This is a genomic window from Spirosoma profusum (genome assembly GCF_014699005.1).
Classification (GTDB): domain Bacteria; phylum Bacteroidota; class Bacteroidia; order Cytophagales; family Spirosomataceae; genus Spirosoma; species Spirosoma profusum.
In genome coordinates this window covers 1-16,156 of the sequence record NZ_JACWZY010000044.1, presented here as the reverse complement: position 1 = coordinate 16,156, position 16,156 = coordinate 1, and the positions used below count along the sequence as shown (strand labels likewise).

Annotated in this window: 15 protein-coding genes and 1 pseudogene; 5 read left to right on the top strand and 11 right to left on the bottom strand. The window is 47.9% G+C overall.

The window, feature by feature from the left end:
* Positions 1 to 26: 26 nt before the first annotated feature.
* The 3 genes from IC229_RS30950 to IC229_RS30940 all read right to left on the bottom strand — a co-directional run bounded on the left by IC229_RS30950 (position 27) and on the right by IC229_RS30940 (position 3,382).
* Positions 27 to 443 carry a response regulator gene (locus IC229_RS30950; RefSeq protein ID WP_190892189.1) on the bottom strand — a complete coding sequence of 139 codons (417 nt, stop codon included), beginning with the start codon at positions 441 to 443 and terminating at the stop codon, positions 27 to 29.
* A 121-nt stretch (positions 444 to 564) separates the two neighbouring features.
* Positions 565 to 1,869, bottom strand: coding sequence for a sensor histidine kinase (locus IC229_RS30945; RefSeq protein ID WP_190892188.1), 1,305 nt, complete (start codon positions 1,867 to 1,869; stop codon positions 565 to 567).
* A gap of 184 nt (positions 1,870 to 2,053) precedes the next feature.
* Positions 2,054 to 3,382, bottom strand: coding sequence for a family 1 glycosylhydrolase (locus tag IC229_RS30940; protein ID WP_223834289.1), 1,329 nt, complete (start codon positions 3,380 to 3,382; stop codon positions 2,054 to 2,056).
* 845 nt (positions 3,383 to 4,227) lie between these two features.
* Here IC229_RS30940 and IC229_RS30935 point away from each other — a divergent pair.
* From IC229_RS30935 to IC229_RS30920, 4 genes and pseudogenes are all read left to right on the top strand, one after another.
* A complete protein-coding gene (locus IC229_RS30935; protein ID WP_190892186.1) occupies positions 4,228 to 5,457 on the top strand; it encodes an exo-beta-N-acetylmuramidase NamZ family protein in 1,230 nt (409 codons plus the stop codon).
* A 52-nt stretch (positions 5,458 to 5,509) separates the two neighbouring features.
* A complete protein-coding gene (locus tag IC229_RS30930) occupies positions 5,510 to 5,854 on the top strand; it encodes a hypothetical protein (RefSeq protein ID WP_190892184.1) in 345 nt (114 codons plus the stop codon).
* 682 nt (positions 5,855 to 6,536) lie between these two features.
* Positions 6,537 to 6,869: pseudogene (locus tag IC229_RS36210) on the top strand (SUMF1/EgtB/PvdO family nonheme iron enzyme); the annotation flags it as partial.
* Complete coding sequence (locus IC229_RS30920) at positions 6,791 to 7,201, top strand: formylglycine-generating enzyme family protein (RefSeq protein WP_190892182.1); 411 nt, start codon at positions 6,791 to 6,793, stop codon at positions 7,199 to 7,201. The pseudogene IC229_RS36210 and the gene IC229_RS30920, both read left to right, overlap by 79 nt.
* Positions 7,202 to 7,373: 172 nt before the next feature.
* Here IC229_RS30920 and IC229_RS30915 read toward each other — a convergent pair whose 3' ends face one another.
* Positions 7,374 to 9,311 (bottom strand): ATP-binding protein, encoded by a 1,938-nt coding sequence (locus tag IC229_RS30915; protein WP_190892180.1) that lies wholly within the window; start codon positions 9,309 to 9,311, stop codon positions 7,374 to 7,376.
* Positions 9,312 to 9,390: 79 nt separating this feature from the next.
* On the opposite strand from IC229_RS30915, the gene IC229_RS30910 reads away from it, so the two are divergent.
* Positions 9,391 to 9,651 carry a hypothetical protein gene (locus IC229_RS30910; RefSeq protein WP_190892179.1) on the top strand — a complete coding sequence of 87 codons (261 nt, stop codon included), beginning with the start codon at positions 9,391 to 9,393 and terminating at the stop codon, positions 9,649 to 9,651.
* A 348-nt stretch (positions 9,652 to 9,999) separates the two neighbouring features.
* Here the strand turns inward: IC229_RS30910 and IC229_RS30905 are convergent, their stop codons facing one another.
* The 7 genes from IC229_RS30905 to IC229_RS30875 all read right to left on the bottom strand — a co-directional run bounded on the left by IC229_RS30905 (position 10,000) and on the right by IC229_RS30875 (position 15,951).
* Positions 10,000 to 10,734, bottom strand: coding sequence for a putative Ig domain-containing protein (locus IC229_RS30905; protein WP_190892177.1), 735 nt, complete (start codon positions 10,732 to 10,734; stop codon positions 10,000 to 10,002).
* A complete protein-coding gene (locus tag IC229_RS30900; protein ID WP_190892176.1) occupies positions 10,724 to 11,686 on the bottom strand; it encodes a putative Ig domain-containing protein in 963 nt (320 codons plus the stop codon). The genes IC229_RS30905 and IC229_RS30900 overlap by 11 nt, the downstream gene beginning before the upstream one ends.
* Complete coding sequence (locus tag IC229_RS30895) at positions 11,652 to 12,044, bottom strand: NHL domain-containing protein (protein ID WP_190892174.1); 393 nt, start codon at positions 12,042 to 12,044, stop codon at positions 11,652 to 11,654. Before IC229_RS30895 ends, IC229_RS30900 begins: the two co-directional genes overlap by 35 nt.
* A 142-nt stretch (positions 12,045 to 12,186) precedes the next feature.
* A complete protein-coding gene (locus tag IC229_RS30890; RefSeq protein WP_190892172.1) occupies positions 12,187 to 12,942 on the bottom strand; it encodes a DUF4440 domain-containing protein in 756 nt (251 codons plus the stop codon).
* Positions 12,943 to 12,964: 22 nt separating this feature from the next.
* Positions 12,965 to 13,744 (bottom strand): DUF4440 domain-containing protein, encoded by a 780-nt coding sequence (locus tag IC229_RS30885; RefSeq protein ID WP_190892170.1) that lies wholly within the window; start codon positions 13,742 to 13,744, stop codon positions 12,965 to 12,967.
* 18 nt (positions 13,745 to 13,762) lie between these two features.
* Positions 13,763 to 14,290 (bottom strand): hypothetical protein, encoded by a 528-nt coding sequence (locus IC229_RS30880; protein WP_190892168.1) that lies wholly within the window; start codon positions 14,288 to 14,290, stop codon positions 13,763 to 13,765.
* Between the two features lie 170 nt (positions 14,291 to 14,460).
* The gene (locus IC229_RS30875; protein ID WP_190892166.1) at positions 14,461 to 15,951 is read right to left on the bottom strand and encodes a hypothetical protein; all 1,491 of its coding nucleotides are present in this window, start codon (positions 15,949 to 15,951) and stop codon (positions 14,461 to 14,463) included.
* Positions 15,952 to 16,156 lie beyond the last annotated feature (205 nt).

Genomic DNA, 16,156 nt, shown 5'->3' with positions numbered 1-16,156 from the left:
GTTGAAAACTCAATCGATTGGATTTTTCAACCAGGCAGGGTATTATGACCCTTGGTATCAACCCAATAGGCACATACCTGTTTAAACAACGTCTTCATAGCGTCTATGTTCATGGGTTTCGCCAGACAGGAATTGGCGCCAGCCTCGTAACAGGCCTGAATTTCTCCCTTGGCTGTTGCACTGGTTACCATGACCACCGGAATCGGTTTCCAGTCCTGTCGGGCCTTAAGATGGGATAATGTCTGCTGGCCACTCATACCGGGCATATGTAGATCAAGTAACAGCAATGCTGGCTGTTCCAGACTTGTCTGCAAGCTGCTCAGCATAGTCTCACCGCTGGAAAACAGAGAAACTGCATAATCAGGTAAGAATTCAACGAATACGTACTGAACCAGTTGGAGGTAGTCCGTTTCATTATCGATTACATAAATTAATGGCTTCATTACGTTGATTTAACTTTCAGTTAAAAACAGGTTTAGCTAGATAGGGTGATGAAGCCATTTTTGTTGGCAAGAGCAGGTAACCCAGGACCAGTTCTCAGAATGCATCCCGATATGCCGACACTTAAGTACTGGTAGTATAACGTATTGGTAACCGAATACGAAATAAAGTCCCCCGGCCCGTAATACTTTCGATTTCCATGTTGGCATCTAACAGTTCACACAATCGCTTCACAATCTGTAACCCGATACCTTCACCCTGATTCGTCTGGTAGCTTAATTCACTTAGTTGTTCAGGCGGGGGAATGGTTGGTACGTTAATCGGCAAAACAGTTACGGGCTCTGCTACATCAACGGACATCACACTGGTCGCTTCGACGGTTGGCTTTAATTGATCACCAAATACACCCGCTAGTGTGGGAGGCAAACCCGGTCCTGAATCCTGAATACTCACGATCCAGCGGGCATCAGTCTCTAATGCCCAGGAAATCGAAATAAATCCATTGGAGGTGTATTTTAACGCGTTCAGCAACAGATTCTGCACAATACGTTGTAGCTTAACAGGATCGGTTTCAACACGTAGCGAAGCAGGACCATCGGCTCTGAGTATCAGTTTTCGTTCAGTAGCCAGTGCCTGTCCGCTCTGGACCATCTCACGCAGGAGGGGCGCTACGTCCAAAGACTCAACCTGACGTTTTTCTTCACCTGCTTCCAGTCGGGAGAGGTTCATTAAACTCGTCAGCATCACCTCAACACTCGCCAGATTCCGGTTTAACATATCCACGTACTGCTCTCGCTGCTCTTCCGATAATCCCTCCAGCTTGAGCATATAAGCGGCTCCATTGATAATGCCTAGCCCCCCATGCAGGTCATGAGCAGACGTCCGCAGCATATTGGTCCGTTCTTCGGATAAAACGGTCATTTTATCCACAACCTGCTGAAGGGCAGATGACCGTTGAGCGGCTTCCAGCCGTTGCAGCTCGTCATATTTGACGACACTACCCTCCATGGCCTCCTGCATAATCAGGGAAACCTGCTGATTGACATTCAGGAGAATTTGCGCATCTGTTTGGGGGAAAAGGCCCTGATAGATCTTCAGCTCATTGTACAGTATTTGCGTTAAGTAAGCTATTTCCCGCATCGTATCAATCAGGGAAAACGATTTTTGCCAGCGATGCAGTCCATGCGCCTGAGCCGTCAGGGATGGTTCGGCCTCAGGTGGTTTTCCAAGCAGTCGTGCCTCCAGAATATCTAAAATCAGCGGAAGTAAGTTATTAAATTCTTCACGACTTAATGAAAGGCCTTTGCTTAACGTAGCATCTTCCTGACAAGCCGTTCGCCAGTTGTTCAGGATGGTTTCCCGTTGCGCGAACAAATAGAAAACGAGGGCCGATAAAGGTGGAGAGCTGTCAGTGTTCAAGGATTCCATAATACGTATACATGCCGACTTTAACACCGATTGTTTGCTTTTATGAAAAAAGAATACAACCTGTCTGGTCGAAAGTAAATCTCAGATATTCAATTAATTATCTTTATCGACTTACGAGTTAAATCCAACTTATACATCATAAAAATTAGAGCAATGAGTTGATTTTCAAGACATAATGGATTTACTAAGAGATTAACTGGAGCGATTCCTGCTCCATCTGCCACCAGCCTTCTCCCGATGGAATCAATTCGTCAGCTGGTCTTCCCTTGGCCAGTTGAACGATCATCTCAACCAGGTCCGTAGGGATTGCCCGGCCGCTACTGACGTTGAAAGCACCAGGTTCGTAATGATTTTCCTGACGCGTCAATAGGCAGTGCCAATCGTATAAACCGAATAACGCCCAGATTGTAACAGCCTGTACATCTGCACCGGCCAACTTAGCCTCCTGCGATTGCTGCCATACCTCACCCAGCCAGCGTTTTTGCTCTTCCACACAATCTCCCAGGTGGGCTTCGGTCACCACGATTGGTAGTTTATACCGTTCCCAGACCTGCATCAACAGTTTTCCTATTCCGAGTCGCTGTTCAGGAGCCGCCCGAACGACTTCTGTATCAACATACTCGTGCGTTCCATTTGTGCTCCGTATCCAGTCAGGGTATCCTGCGGTATACTCATCCAGGAAGCGTTCGCTGGTAACGTAGTGATTGGCACCAATTACCGATGGCGGACAAGGGTTTTCAACGAAGGCCCGTAACTCCGCTTCAGTAGCTCCCGACTCCAGCAAGTAATTCCAGAGAGCATGGTCTGGTGTGACATACCCGCAAAGCAAATCCCAGGTCAGAAAGCGCCGTTCATTTTCAAAATCGGCCTGATACCGAACGCCGGGTGTACTATGCACATAACTTAAATCGTCGGTCTGAATCAATCGCGCTCCCGGCTGAACGATCCGGATTTGGGCCATCGCCTGAATCGTTGCCTGAACCTGCCGGAGAAGCAACCGCACAAATCCTTTATCAGACCGGCTGTGTGGGTACCAGTGTCCATACAAGCCAGCAAAACGGGCTGTTGTTAACGGCTCATTCACGGGCGTATAGTCCATCACCCAGGGATACCGTTCCGCAACACGTCGGGCATAACGCGCTAACTCAGGCGCAAAAGCCGGGCTGTCGAAGGTAGCATAGTGAGGACCACAACCATGGTGAACCAAACCGACAATTGGCCTGATTGCTACGTCTCGTAACCGGTTTAACCGCTCATCGGCCCAACGCCAGTCCAAATGCTCAGGGTGTTCAGGGGCAGTCCGTTCCCATAGAACAGGATAACGTAACACGCTGATACCCAAGTCAGCTATGCAGTCGATATCCTCTATCCGGTTGTGATGTCCGCTACGTTTTACCTGATCCTGATACTGGTCATTTACCCGATTTACCGTGCATTCGATACCACCCCAAATCTCCAGATTCAAAGAGTGAGCCGGTGGTCGTAATCGATTTACGTTCATTGGGTAAATCATAAAAAATAGGTTCAGGTAAAATTCCAGGACATACGTTTATCGACTAATCGGTTTTCGGCGTAAACGAATCTGATAACTTATACTGCTTGTGTAGCCAACCGGCTAACTAAGTCTTTACTAAAATGAGGGAACGGTACCTGACTGCCAGGTTAGCTGCTTCACTGGAACTTCCTATAGTTGATACGTTGCTTCCACCCGCTTGCGATTTACTGTTAACAATGACCTAAGTTCGGAAGGAACGTAGCAGTCGGGACCAGGCTAACTCTAAGTGGTACAGCTCTTGAAGGGAGCAATCAGTTGGCTGTCAGCCTAACAAAGTCCCAGCCAGATTCAGTACGCCAGGTAGAAGAACCATTGGGTCAGTACGTCGTTACGATCGAACTGCCGAAGGGCGAGGCTCCTCTACTTCGCTATATCACTACGTTAATAGCCGAGCAGCCTTTCACCGTCCAGGCATTTCCCCGGGACGTATATGTGCTGGACACATTTGACGAGTACTGTCCTGGAAGACCCAGTCTAGAATTTTGCGGGTATAAACATCCATAACACTTAGCAGATAGTAATTTCGCCGTTCACCCTGTAACGTATTTAATATCCCAACATAGGTATTACAAAGTCTGGCTTCGATCCGTTTGAATTTAATAAACTCCCGCTTGCCGGTCGTCGGTTGTATCATCTGCCTAAAAGGTAACCATATTTTTAGTCGGCAACTTTGGTTGAGTAGTAGACAAGCTGCAGCAATATATATGGATGATACTTCAGTTAATTCAACTAAATTAGCCCTGCTGGCCTGGAGTCATCCGACCTAGCACCAGGAACAATAGCGAAAATATACACTTGCTAAAATGATACGATTGACTGTCTTACTTTTGGTAACACTACTGACCATTAGCCTCAGTAAAAGGCCCACCCAACTTGCCTCCTCAATCCATACTACATCCAATGAGAAAGGAATTAGTACAGGGGCCGACCGGACACAACAATATGTGCCGTATCTAAAAGGAAAACGAATTGGCCTGGTGGCCAATCAGAGTTCGATGATCGGCAAGAAAAGCAGTGTCGACAGTTTATTGAGCCTTGGGATCAATATTGTCAAAGTGTTCGGACCCGAGCATGGATTTAGAGGCAATGCCAGTAATGGTGCTGCAGTAAGCAATGAGAAAGATGCCAAAACCGGTATTCCAATCATCTCCTTGTACGGCAAAAATGAGAAACCAACCCCAGCACAGCTGGCGGATATCGATCTGATGGTATTTGATATTCAGGATGTAGGCTGCCGATACTATACCAATATCAATACGCTCGAGTATGTCATGGAAGCTTGTTCAGAAACCAACAAAGAATTGCTCATTCTTGACCGGCCCAATCCGAATGCCTATGTAGTAGACGGGCCGGTGATGACGGATGATAAATTTAAATCAGTAATCGGGATTCATTATATACCCATGACCCATGGCATGACCATCGGCGAGTTTGCCCAGTATCTTAACGGGGAAGGGTATCTAAAGAAACCATGCAATATAAAGATTATCAAAGTGGCCAATTACACGCATGACATGGCCTATGTACTACCCATACAACCCTCCCCCAACTTAAACTCCCAGCAAGCGGTGCTGCTTTTCCCGAGCTTATGTATGTTTGAAGGAACCGCCATCAATGAAGGCCGGGGCACTTACATGCCCTTTACGATCTTGGGAGCGCCTGCTTTAAAAGGCAAGTATTCGTTTTCCTACAAACCGGTTAGTATTCCCGGTATGAGTGAACGGCCCAATCACCGGGACTCTGTTTGTTATGGTCTGGACCTTCGTAACTATGATATAAACAAGTTGCGCAAGAGCCGTCAGCTTAATTTATCCTGGGTAATTGAACTCTATAAGGCTTATCCGGACAAAGCCAATTTCTTTGCACCGGGTCGAAGCAAGGATGTATCCGCCTTTGATTTGCGCATTGGCACCGATCAACTCAGAAAGCAGATCATAGCGGGCGTTTCTGAAGCTGACATCAGGAAAAGCTGGGAGCCAGGCTTGCAAAAGTTTAAAGGTATACGGGCCAAGTATCTTTTATATCCGGATTAATCAGTTGTCTTTTCTAAACTGGAGAGGTCTAACCCGTTAATCTGTTAGCGATTTGCTGGGATCAATCGGAGAATTTACTACTTGTATTTGTTCCAGATTAGGTAGAAGGAATACTGGCACTGGTGGTTATAATGGAGATGGGGGTCCTGCTACCTCCACCCAGTTAAATTCGCCTGGAGGGTTGGCGTTTGACGTTAACGGCAATCTCTACATTGCTGATACGAATAACCAACGCATTCGCCTGGTGAGTAATTGTGTTTCGATGTCTGCCGTAAAAACGGGTAGTTGGAATGATAGAAGTGTGTGGACGTGCGGGCGATTGCCGGTGGCAATGGAAGTAGTAACGGTAAACCATGTGGTGAGTTTGCCGACCAGTTATCAGGGACTGGCCAAGTGAGTGGTTTATAGCGCAAGTGGGCGGTTGATCGTAAGCATGAGCAGTAGTTTGAAACTGAACGGGAATTGACAAGCGTCTTTTCTGGCCCTCTTATCTTGTATCAGATGCATATTTCTTGGCTTTTTGTCCGGTAAAAGACTGACTGTCTAGCCAGCCCCAGGTTGGCATACTGATTGGGGGAGAGATGGTGAACTGGCGTGAATTTAGCAGGAGAAAACGTCGGGTGTGCTAGTCGCGACTTCACCTGCTAGATCGATTACTCGAATTTGATCCTGTAACTGGCAGTTACCCATTCGCAGAAAATGTTCCCATTTGAGTCGATAGAGCGTTTTCTTCTGGAATGATCAATTATATATAGTCGGTTGATGCCTTCTTGACAAATAGCCACTTATTGAACGGGATAGATTACCAACTTGGTTAATCACTATTCAGGATGCACATTAAATCGATCATGTTGATCCTGATTGTATCTATCCGCTTCGCTACGGCACAACAGAACAATGTTCAGCCAAAATCACTGACCATCCCCCTTTAAAAACAATCAGACGATTGATTGTATCTGGATCGAGCCAAGGCAGTTTCTCATGAGCTCACCAGCCTCCAATCCACTAGCGGATGACAACGAAAAGTCACAAAAGTAAATCCGTATCGAGAATGGGTTTCACCTGGCCGAACGAGCGTAACCTTCGGGCAATTTCAGGAGTTCATCTTAGAGGAGGGGTATCTGACCGATGCGGAAAAAGAACTACGGCCTGCCTGGCGGGGTGGGCACGGGTTTAATACTGATAAACATAAATTTGAGGGGTTGTTCCCTCAATACACCTGGCGGAATCCGGGCTGGCCTCAATTGGCCACTTATCCGGTTGGCAACGTGAGTTGGAACGATGCCACAAAATTTTGCGAGTGGCTCAGTAAAAAAACGGGTAAATTGGCGCCTTGCCCATCGAAGCGGAGTGGGAGTATGCCTGCCGGGTGGGCACCACGACTCGTTTTTTTACCGGCGATGACTCACTGAGTCTGAAGGGCTACGCCAACGTACCCGATGAGGATCTGCGGGTAAAATTAGGCGAGTCTGCAAGCAACGGGCTGTTCGGGTTTGATGACGGCTATGCTTTTACCGCTCCCGTAGGACAGTTTAAAGCCAACACCTGGGGCTTACAGGATATGTTAGGCAACGTGCTCGAATGGTGTACTGATAAGATTGTTGAGAGTACTCCGTCCAAGCGAGTGCTTCGGGGCGGTTCTTACAATCTCAGTATTCAGACTTGCCGATGCGCATACCGGGGTTTTTCCAGGCCGGATGGCCGTTATAGTTATACAGGCTTTCGCGTGTTTGTCATGCCGTAATGCTGCCTTTTCGTCCTTTGGGAAGTAAAGGACGAAAATAATAGCAAGCCAGTTAGCCAGTAAACGGTCTTTGGCTCAATATCAATAAACCTTCCTGTGTGACGAAAGAGCGTTTCTGTGTCTGCTCCAATGATAAGGCGTTTCTTGCGACTACGTTTATTAGCTTATTCGCTTAACTCTTAGCCGGTAATTGAAGCACAAACTGTGTTCCCTGTCCTGTCTGGCTTTCTACTAGCAATGACCCGTTATGACCCTTGGTCACAATATCATACGAGAGCGATAAACCCAGGCCCGTTCCTTCTCCTGTGGGCTTAGTGGTGAAAAAAGGCTGGAATATCTTAGCTTTTATGGACTCAGGAATACCCGTGCCGTTGTCTTTGATGCGAATTTCAATACCCGATTCGCTACGTTGCGTGCTGAGGCTGACGGTGGGTGTGGGTTGATAATTAGCTCGCACTGTTTTCTGATTCTGCAAAACGGCATAAAAGGCGTTATTGAAGAGGTTCAGCAATACCCGCCCGATTTCTTGCGGTACTACGTCTGCTGTGGGTAAAGTCAAATCAAAGTGGGTGACCAGCTCACAATTGAAGAGCTTATCTTTGGCCCGAAATCCCTGATAAGCCAGCCGCAGATACTCATCGGCCAACGCATTTAGATTGGTAGGCTGCCGTTCGCCGGTGGCCGTGCGGCTATGTTCCAACATGCCCTTGACAATAGCCGAAGCCCGGCCCCCGTGCTGGCTGATTTTCTGGAGGTTTTGAGTAAGGTCGTCACTGATGGCTCTGGCTTCAGTAAGATCGCCACGTTCGAGTTCGTCTTTTAATTCACTCAATAGTTCGGCACTGACTTCGGAAAAGTTGTTGACAAAGTTGAGCGGATTTTGGATTTCGTGAGCGATGCCCGCCGTTAACTCGCCTAAACTCGCCATTTTCTCGCGCTGGATAAGTTGGGTTTGGGTGGCGCGCAGGTTTTCGAGCGAATGCTGAAGTTCGGTTGTGCGTTCAGCAACCCTTCTCTCCAGCTCCTCCTGCGCGGCTTGTAAGGAAAGAGCCATTTTGTTCAGGCTTTGTGCCAGAAAGCCGATCTCATCCCGGCTTTGAACGGGTACTCGTGCCTGAAGGTCTCCTTCTTCGATGCGTTGGACGCCCTCTACTAGCAATGCAAGTGGTTTAAGCAATCCGACTCGATAAAACAGAATAAAGGCCACCAGCGTGAACAGGGCCGAGCCGGGAATTAACCACATAAATACGCGCAGTTTTGGTTGCACTTCCACATTGGTAACGCCCCAGTCACTCTCAGGCGATGTGGTGCCGTAGAGCAGGAAGGGAAGTATTCCGAGCAGAATCAGAATGGTCGTAAGCGGTAGGGCGACCAACTTCACCTGGAAGGTGGTTATTTCGCTGGCGTGCGTGACGTGGACCACCAGCACGCCCAGCAATAACACCAGTTGGCTAATGTGATAGGTAAATGCAGAACCCTCGTCGCTTATGAGAAATGAACATACCATAAAGCCAACCCAGAAGGCGATTAAAAGGGCGAATGCCCGCTGGGATTGAGCCGGCTGACCAACAGGTGTGCGCAGATGATTCCCTTTCCTTCCCGAAGAATTATCCCAACGTTTGGAAGCGTTGACGGACCTTCTTACCAACACAACGATGGTCCAGGCCTGTAATCCCATACTCATATAATACAAACTCGCGAAGGAAAAATAGTTGCGGATAGACAGGCCAGATGCCACTCTGATAGCGATTAGCCCAGCCAGTACACATCCCACAATAAGGATTACGCTGATCGCTTCGCGTCGTAACGGGTAGTCTTGATAGGTGTAAGCGCACCAAGTCCAGAAGAGTGTCCATATCGCAAATAAGATCGCATGACTCGCTCTGAAGTAGGCGTATAGGGGTGGCCTACTGGTCGTCACGCCAATGTCAATCAGGTAGATCATCAGGGCAAGACCCACGTACCCTACCATCAGCCACGTGTCTCGGGTCTTTCCCCGCAGGCTTAGGAAGTAAACCAGGATAAGAAAAGAGAGCGTGAACTCGGCCATTGCTGCGATGGTAACCGGATGAAGCCGGTAGAATTCACTATCGAATAGAGAGGGGGTCATAGATAGAATTGGTTTAAGCCAGCAACGGCACGCATACAATCATTTTGGCGCATTCTCCATCTCTTGTTTCTGCCTCCATGTGGCGACGATATCATGGCACAATGACAGGTCCAATGCTGTTCCTTCTCCTACTAGTCTGGTAGTGAAAAAGGCTGGAAGATTCCGGCCTTTACCGAGTCTGGAATGCCCGTGCCATTGCTTTTATTCGAATTTCAACAGCATCTGCCAATCGGTGGGTACGGCTACCAATGGAACCACCGACAACAGCAGCAAAGTGAAGATAAATGATTCCATGAACCGGCAGGCGAGTAAAGAAGCAAAATACGGACAAATTCAGTAAATATACGAAACTGATTACCAGTCTCATATACTCCTTTCCAGCCTGTCATAAGCATAATTTTCCTGTGCGCTAATGGAAACGTAGCAGCGCCAATAGTATTTTTTGGAAAGTGATTGGTTTGGCTGACAAAAAACTTCGGCGAGCAACGTAACAGCCGTGAAAATAGTACCCTGTCCTTCCTGGCTCTCGACGGTGATGCTCCGGGACGAATTGTAAACCAGAACAATACCTATTCGAAACGCATAGTAATTAGCGGATTGAACAGGGAATTATGCATTGAAACAGCCATGAAAGAATTTACACTTTGAAGTACGTTCAAGTTAGGTATGCTCCAACTCATGTTCTGCTCTAAATCCCTGCCAATCGTAGCCGACCTCCTATACTAAACAAGAGTCGCCCTCCCGAATTGTAACGCACTCGTAACGCCTGCCCCTGATAACTTCCCGGCAACGTTACCGCATGATTCAACGTTACCACATCTGAACTTATAGGAACCCTACTACACGACCAGACAGTCGCATCATTCCAATTGCCGACTTTCACGCTGACCATATTTGAACAATTACCTGTGGTAGGACTCACACTTAACTGGAAAATTGCATACGCAGACAATCCGCCCGGGTCTATTGCTCGTGCCGTTACACTGAAGGGTGAACCCACTGTTGTTGAAGGTGTACCCGTAATGGTCGTCGGTGAGACAAAACTCAACCCCGCCGGTAGACCACTAACTGTAAACGTTAGACTACTGGGGGTTTCGGCATCGGTGAATATATTGGTCGGAATCACGAAACTGAATGACTGATTCACCGTGGCCGACTGCGGACTAATCGGATTCGCGACGGTGGGAGGGTTGTTGGGTCCAGAGCAGGCAAACAGCCAGTTATAGTTGAAGCTAACCTCTCCCGGCGTCCCCTGTTGGCTGGCTTTCAGCACAATCACCGGGTTGTCGGTGTATAAACTTAGTTGGTAGGGACCTGGATTGGTCGTGGCAATCTGTTCATTGACCACCGAGAAACTGATGGGCTGGCCATTGACGCCACTATAGATTGGATTAACCTGAATGAGCCGCCGATCAGGAGCCACAGCCGAGCAACTTAACAGGGTTACTCCCGTAATGGTAAATGCTAGAGGAAGCAGGACGTATCGTTAACTGAAAGCTAGTGCTGCTCGACAGTCCGCTCGGATCAGTCGCACTCACCGTCACACTGAAGGGGGAGCCTACCGTTGTCGAAGGCATACCGGAGATAGTGGCTGGAGCACTGAAACTTAAGCCGCTCGGTAACCCACTGACCGACAACGTCAAATTATTGGGTGTTTCGGCATCAGTAAACGTATTGGCTGGAATTGTCAACGAAACTGCCTGATTAATAGTCCCCACCTGAGGACCGATGGGAGTCGCCACGGAAGGAGGGCAATTCTGAGAGTTGACCGCTATAGTAGCCGTGGAAGAACAACCTGACGAGTTGATGGCGGTTACTCCATATACTCCAGCGACATTGACAGTAGCTGTATTTCCTCCGGGGCCACCTTGCTGGCTGGCCCCACTGCTAAAGACGTAACTACTGAAACCGGATGTGGCCGTCAAGGTTACACTACTTGTGGAGCAGCTTAAGGGTACATTCACTGTTAGACTGAGAGGGGAGGACGTAGTATTGCTACTTACGGTAGTGGTCTGGATAGCGGTACAGCCGTTCGTGCCTATAGCCGTTACTGAGTAGCTACCTGCTACGTTGACTACTGCTACGTTACCGGACTGACTCACTACACCCGGCCCACCGAAACTATACATATTGCCACCCCCAGCGGTCAACGTAATGCTGTTCTGAGCGCAGGTTAAGGTGCCACTGGCCGACAGGGTTGCTGTAGGGACTACTATATTAGAAGCGACTACTGTGTTTTGAGTAGCCGTGCAGCCGTTGGCGCCCGTTGCTGTCACCGAGTAATTCCCCGCCTGATTCACCACTGCTACGTTGCCCGACTGACTTCCCAGACCTGGGCCACTAAAGAGATATGCGCTGCCACCTCCCATTACCATCCACCGCCATACCGTAAGAAGAGTTCAACTGGGCAGGGGTGGCCGGTATTCCATCGCCATTATAGTCTGGCATACCCGTACCCGCTACCGTACTTATGACGCCATCTAATCCCACTTTGCGGATTCGATTGTTATTCTTATCGGCAATGTAGAGATTACCATCGCCATCCACTGTTACGCCACTAGGGAAATATAGATTAGCATCCGGCGCCGGACCACCATCTCCGTTCGAATCAGAGCCTGCCACGGTACGAATAATTTGGGCAGGAAGCTGAAAAGGCAGGGCGATCCATATGCACACCAAAAGAGCGCTAATGCAATACCTACAGAACGGGTAGTTACGGAGAATTCGGTTCATAAAAAGGAAATAGTTGGCGGACCGAGCATAGGCCGCCCAGAAAAATCATCTGTTTTTTTTAACTAGAATTTGGCCGAAGACCCAGGAAGGTTATCATTGATCCCCAAAGCAACTTTTTAAACCGTGAAAAAGAGTTGACGCTTTATTTAACAACTACTAAACCAGGTTCCTTTTTTGCGGTATAAAGGCCCAGACATTTGCCAATCTCGTCCGTAACGATGAACGGATGAGTCAGATACGTTTGCATAGGATACGAATTACCGGGAGTCAACGTCCAGGTAAAGCGGGGGTCTGGTTTCCCTTCCCGGTTAATCCACCGAATAGTTATTGGCTTGGACGTACCATTTGTGAACTTGATAAAAGCCGCAGTGTTACTATTCAATGACTTCGCTGTTGCTTCACCACTGCAATCCAGGGCCGTCAAGTCAGTTAATTCCGTATTTTTCATTTCACGCGTTTGCCACACGGAAACCTCTGCCCGGCTGCTTGCTACGAGTTGCCAGGTATTTTTTCGCTTAATAAACGTATCGGTAACACGATAGTATCGAGACGTTGTCTGGTTTGGCTCTTTGGACGAAACAGTCATCGTGCCCGTTGCAACGGCTGTGTTCTCCCACACACTCACCACAGGGCGTCCCATCTCAAAAGCGTCTGCATCGTAGGGTTTTTTGTGAAGAATCAATGCCGTTTTGTTCAACCCTCGCGTAGCATCATTAGCCACGATACGTTCGATTATTTGGGTATCTCCTGTATTATAGGCTTTTATTAAATCTTTCTCAAGTTGCTCAATAACTTCTGCATCAGAAGACGTCTGACTGGTCGATGCGGGTGATGTCTGAGCGTATAGAGTTAGGGTTAGCGGGCTTAAAATCAGCAGCATGAGGAGTTGTTTTCTCATAGTAGGTATTATTGTGAAGGTTTTATTTAACTGCCATAAGACCCGGTTCTTTCTGGGCTTTATAAATAGCCAGGCATTTGCCATCAGTGTCCGTCACGATAAAGGCATTATTCAGAAACGTATAGACATCCCGCGACTGACCGGGTTCAATGGTGACCTTTTGAGTAGAATCTCGCTTTCCGTCATACGTAATCCATTGCGAAGAAATCGGCTTATCAGTCAAATTGGTGGTTTTCATATACGCCCGCACGTCAACCTCGACCGGCGAACGTAATGCCGATTCCTGGCTGCAATCCAGTGCTTTCAGTACAATTAGTTGCTTATCTTCCGGTGGTCGCACTTGCCACCATAGCATAGGCGTAAAGTGAGCAGCCACTAATTGCCATCCGCCTGGCCGTTTCAGAAACATATTTGTCACCCGGGAATACCTGGTTGCTGCACCTTTTTGATTCTTAGGCGTATAGATTAAAATTCCTGAGGTTACCGCCGAATTATCCCATACGTTGACGCTCATGTCCATAATCTCACATTTATCGTCTGGGGTTACTGTAGTTAAGCCAGCCAGCAGGCGCTGTTTAGTGCGAACCCGTCCTGAATTAGTAATGTAGACAGCCATATCGTCGGCCAGTAACCGTTCATACGTTTTTGCGTCAGCGGTATTATAAGCATTGACCAGTTCACGTTCGAGTTGTAAAATGGTTTGTTGGTCTGGAGATAAAGAAGCGGAAGCCGGCGAAGTCTGAGCGTAAGATTGTCCGACTGAACAGACAAAAAACAGAAAAAGGGGAACCCGTTTATTCATGCTACAAATGGTTAACACTTATAACTTTTTCACAGTAACCACTACGTCCTTCCCTTCTTGCCGTTGTGACAGAGAATAGCCGAGGCTGGTTGAGATTTCGCCCATAACCCCTTCATTCCAGGCTTCCATGTCCTGAGCCGTGACGCCCAGACTGGTAAACAGACTAGCCGTTCGTGGGTCTTGAAGCAACTTACCGCGCCTGATAATAGCTTCCCTGGCTGACCAGCTAGTGAGTTTAAAGGGGCAGTTAAAAGCCTGAGCAACACTATTCATATGCTCGACAAGCCCCCGTAATTCCTGGCCAGATTTAGCGCCCTGTTTCCAGGATGGGATAAATAACTTTCCAATCGCCCGGCCATATTCCTTAGGTGTTTTGCCCATTGATTTCGCATACGCGATACTTCCGGCATGAACAGCCGTACTATTGAAAGCGAGTGTCTCTGCTTTCTGGGCCTCGGTAAGTTTGGGTAGATCGGGTTTAGGCTGGGCAGATACAGAGAATTGCAGCCCACTAAATACCAAAAAGTAAAATAAGTATTTTTTCATACATAAGATATGGTTAATGGATTAAAAATCAGTTCACTAAGCGAAAGAATACTTGTGGGCAATTACCTGATTTAGATTGATCGATTTTTGTCATATGGCCTAATTTGTGCAGGATAAGCCCTGACAACTATGACAGCCGTTATGACAAGGATGACAGGAAGGAAATAAAACTAGTCAACGGCAGGTCCGCCGAAGTCGTCAGTATAAACTGGCTGGCCCGTGTAGGAGTTGGTCAGGCGGAAGAAGTCTATTTTGCCTGAGCCTTTAAATTTAACTTCGAGTTGACGCAAGTGATTAAACGAGTGGCGGTATGGGTTGCGAGAGACTAACTTACCATCCATATACGTTGTTGCGACGCCGTTGGCCAGAACCACTTTAACGTTGTAAAAACGGTCCAGAATCTTAGGGAAACTTACCTCAAAGGCTTTGCGGTCAGGCAAGGGTTGTGGCAGAAGCGTATCGCCTGATTGCGTGGTAAATTCCAGGCATCCCGGACGGCGAAACTCAATAGCAAACTGATTTACTTTCGTGTCAGCAAAGGTCAATCGGGTATCAAAGCAACTGATACCAAAGGCATCAGGTTTGTTCTGTATCCGACACTCCGCTGTCAGGCTGTCCATGTCAATCGACCAGTGGTGCGCCTTGTAGAGGTGGGTCATAAAATACGAGCGTATCTTAGGGTCAATAATGCTTATGTCTGGATTGACGAACAAACAATTATCCCGGTAGTATTGGCGAGGAGTAAAATCGGGATGTGTCCAGTCTGGTCCACCCACGAAGCAACCCCAGTTATCACTTGGCACCATGACAATGATGCGTTTGATGATTTGGTCTCGATGACGTAGTGTCATTAGCTTAATGCCGCCTTTATAAAAGGCCACACTGAGATTTCCTTTGGGCCGGGTAATAGACCGCTGGCTTTCCTCCTCTGCTCCCAAAGAGCCGCCATAATGCAACATAAGTGAATCAAGCCCTAATGCTGAAAAATCGTACTCAAAACGTACCCAGCAAGGGTTCGTCGGGGCGTTACGACCCACTTCCCGAAAAACAACCGCTGCTGTTTCGGAAGCCGTCAGGTAACGTAGCTGACGATACTGCTGATACCCCCAAATGAACCATGCCAGTAGTAGCACGCTTAGAACAACCCACCAAAACAATTTTCGTCGGAGCGAGAGCGGCTTCCACGGTCGATGAGTCGTTGCATACCTGGGCAGGTGAACGAGTTCGCGACGTATCGGCACGGGTAACAGCGACACGACCGTGACAGAAGGCGGTGGCTCATGCGTCTCGCGATACTGCCGGACAAAATCAGCGTAGTCCCGATAGCCTACATACGTAGCAATGGTATTGCGGGTCTTCAGGGAAAAGCCTTTGGTGTAGGATTCAGAAAGGAACCGGGCTAAGGTTCGTTCATGATCGATCATGTAATCATTGGCAGCGGCCCGGCTCTCAAAGTGATTCGTCAACGTGTCATAAATATCCTCGAAGAGTTGGCTTAGGAACCGGGCTTGATTGGGCAGATTGGCTATCGTCGAAAAGGAATCCCCGTGGCCCCTGGGTTTCCACAGAACATCCCAGTCTTCCTGCAGCTTGATAACCAGTTCATGTCGTAGCGCCACCAGTAGGATCGCATCTTTATCGAGCGGTGATTCTGGAGCCATACCTATCTATATGTAAAGGACTAGGAATGAACGAATTTACATTTTATTACCACATACGTCATAAGGTATTTAGTAGATTTTAGTTTTCTTTCTATTAATCGACCAAAAAGTGGGCCACAGTTATATTTTTAAGGGGTTAAGCAAATATTTTAGTGTATTTTAGAGGACCTTTCATCTCCTCTGCCATGCTCAAAATTACACTCAC

What these genes read in the sequence shown, in the direction of transcription:
- IC229_RS30940 (WP_223834289.1), bottom strand. Translation starts at nt 3,382, where the DNA reads ATGATTTACCCAATGAACGTAAATCGATTACGACCACCGGCTCACTCT.
- IC229_RS30890 (WP_190892172.1), bottom strand. Translation starts at nt 12,942, where the DNA reads ATGAGAAAACAACTCCTCATGCTGCTGATTTTAAGCCCGCTAACCCTA.
- IC229_RS30900 (WP_190892176.1), bottom strand. Translation starts at nt 11,686, where the DNA reads ATGGTAATGGGAGGTGGCAGCGCATATCTCTTTAGTGGCCCAGGTCTG.
- IC229_RS30950 (WP_190892189.1), bottom strand. Translation starts at nt 443, where the DNA reads ATGAAGCCATTAATTTATGTAATCGATAATGAAACGGACTACCTCCAA.
- IC229_RS30885 (WP_190892170.1), bottom strand. Translation starts at nt 13,744, where the DNA reads ATGAATAAACGGGTTCCCCTTTTTCTGTTTTTTGTCTGTTCAGTCGGA.
- IC229_RS30935 (WP_190892186.1), top strand. Translation starts at nt 4,228, where the DNA reads ATGATACGATTGACTGTCTTACTTTTGGTAACACTACTGACCATTAGC.
- IC229_RS30895 (WP_190892174.1), bottom strand. Translation starts at nt 12,044, where the DNA reads ATGAACCGAATTCTCCGTAACTACCCGTTCTGTAGGTATTGCATTAGC.
- IC229_RS30875 (WP_190892166.1), bottom strand. Translation starts at nt 15,951, where the DNA reads ATGGCTCCAGAATCACCGCTCGATAAAGATGCGATCCTACTGGTGGCG.
- IC229_RS30945 (WP_190892188.1), bottom strand. Translation starts at nt 1,869, where the DNA reads ATGGAATCCTTGAACACTGACAGCTCTCCACCTTTATCGGCCCTCGTT.
- IC229_RS30915 (WP_190892180.1), bottom strand. Translation starts at nt 9,311, where the DNA reads ATGACCCCCTCTCTATTCGATAGTGAATTCTACCGGCTTCATCCGGTT.
- IC229_RS30880 (WP_190892168.1), bottom strand. Translation starts at nt 14,290, where the DNA reads ATGAAAAAATACTTATTTTACTTTTTGGTATTTAGTGGGCTGCAATTC.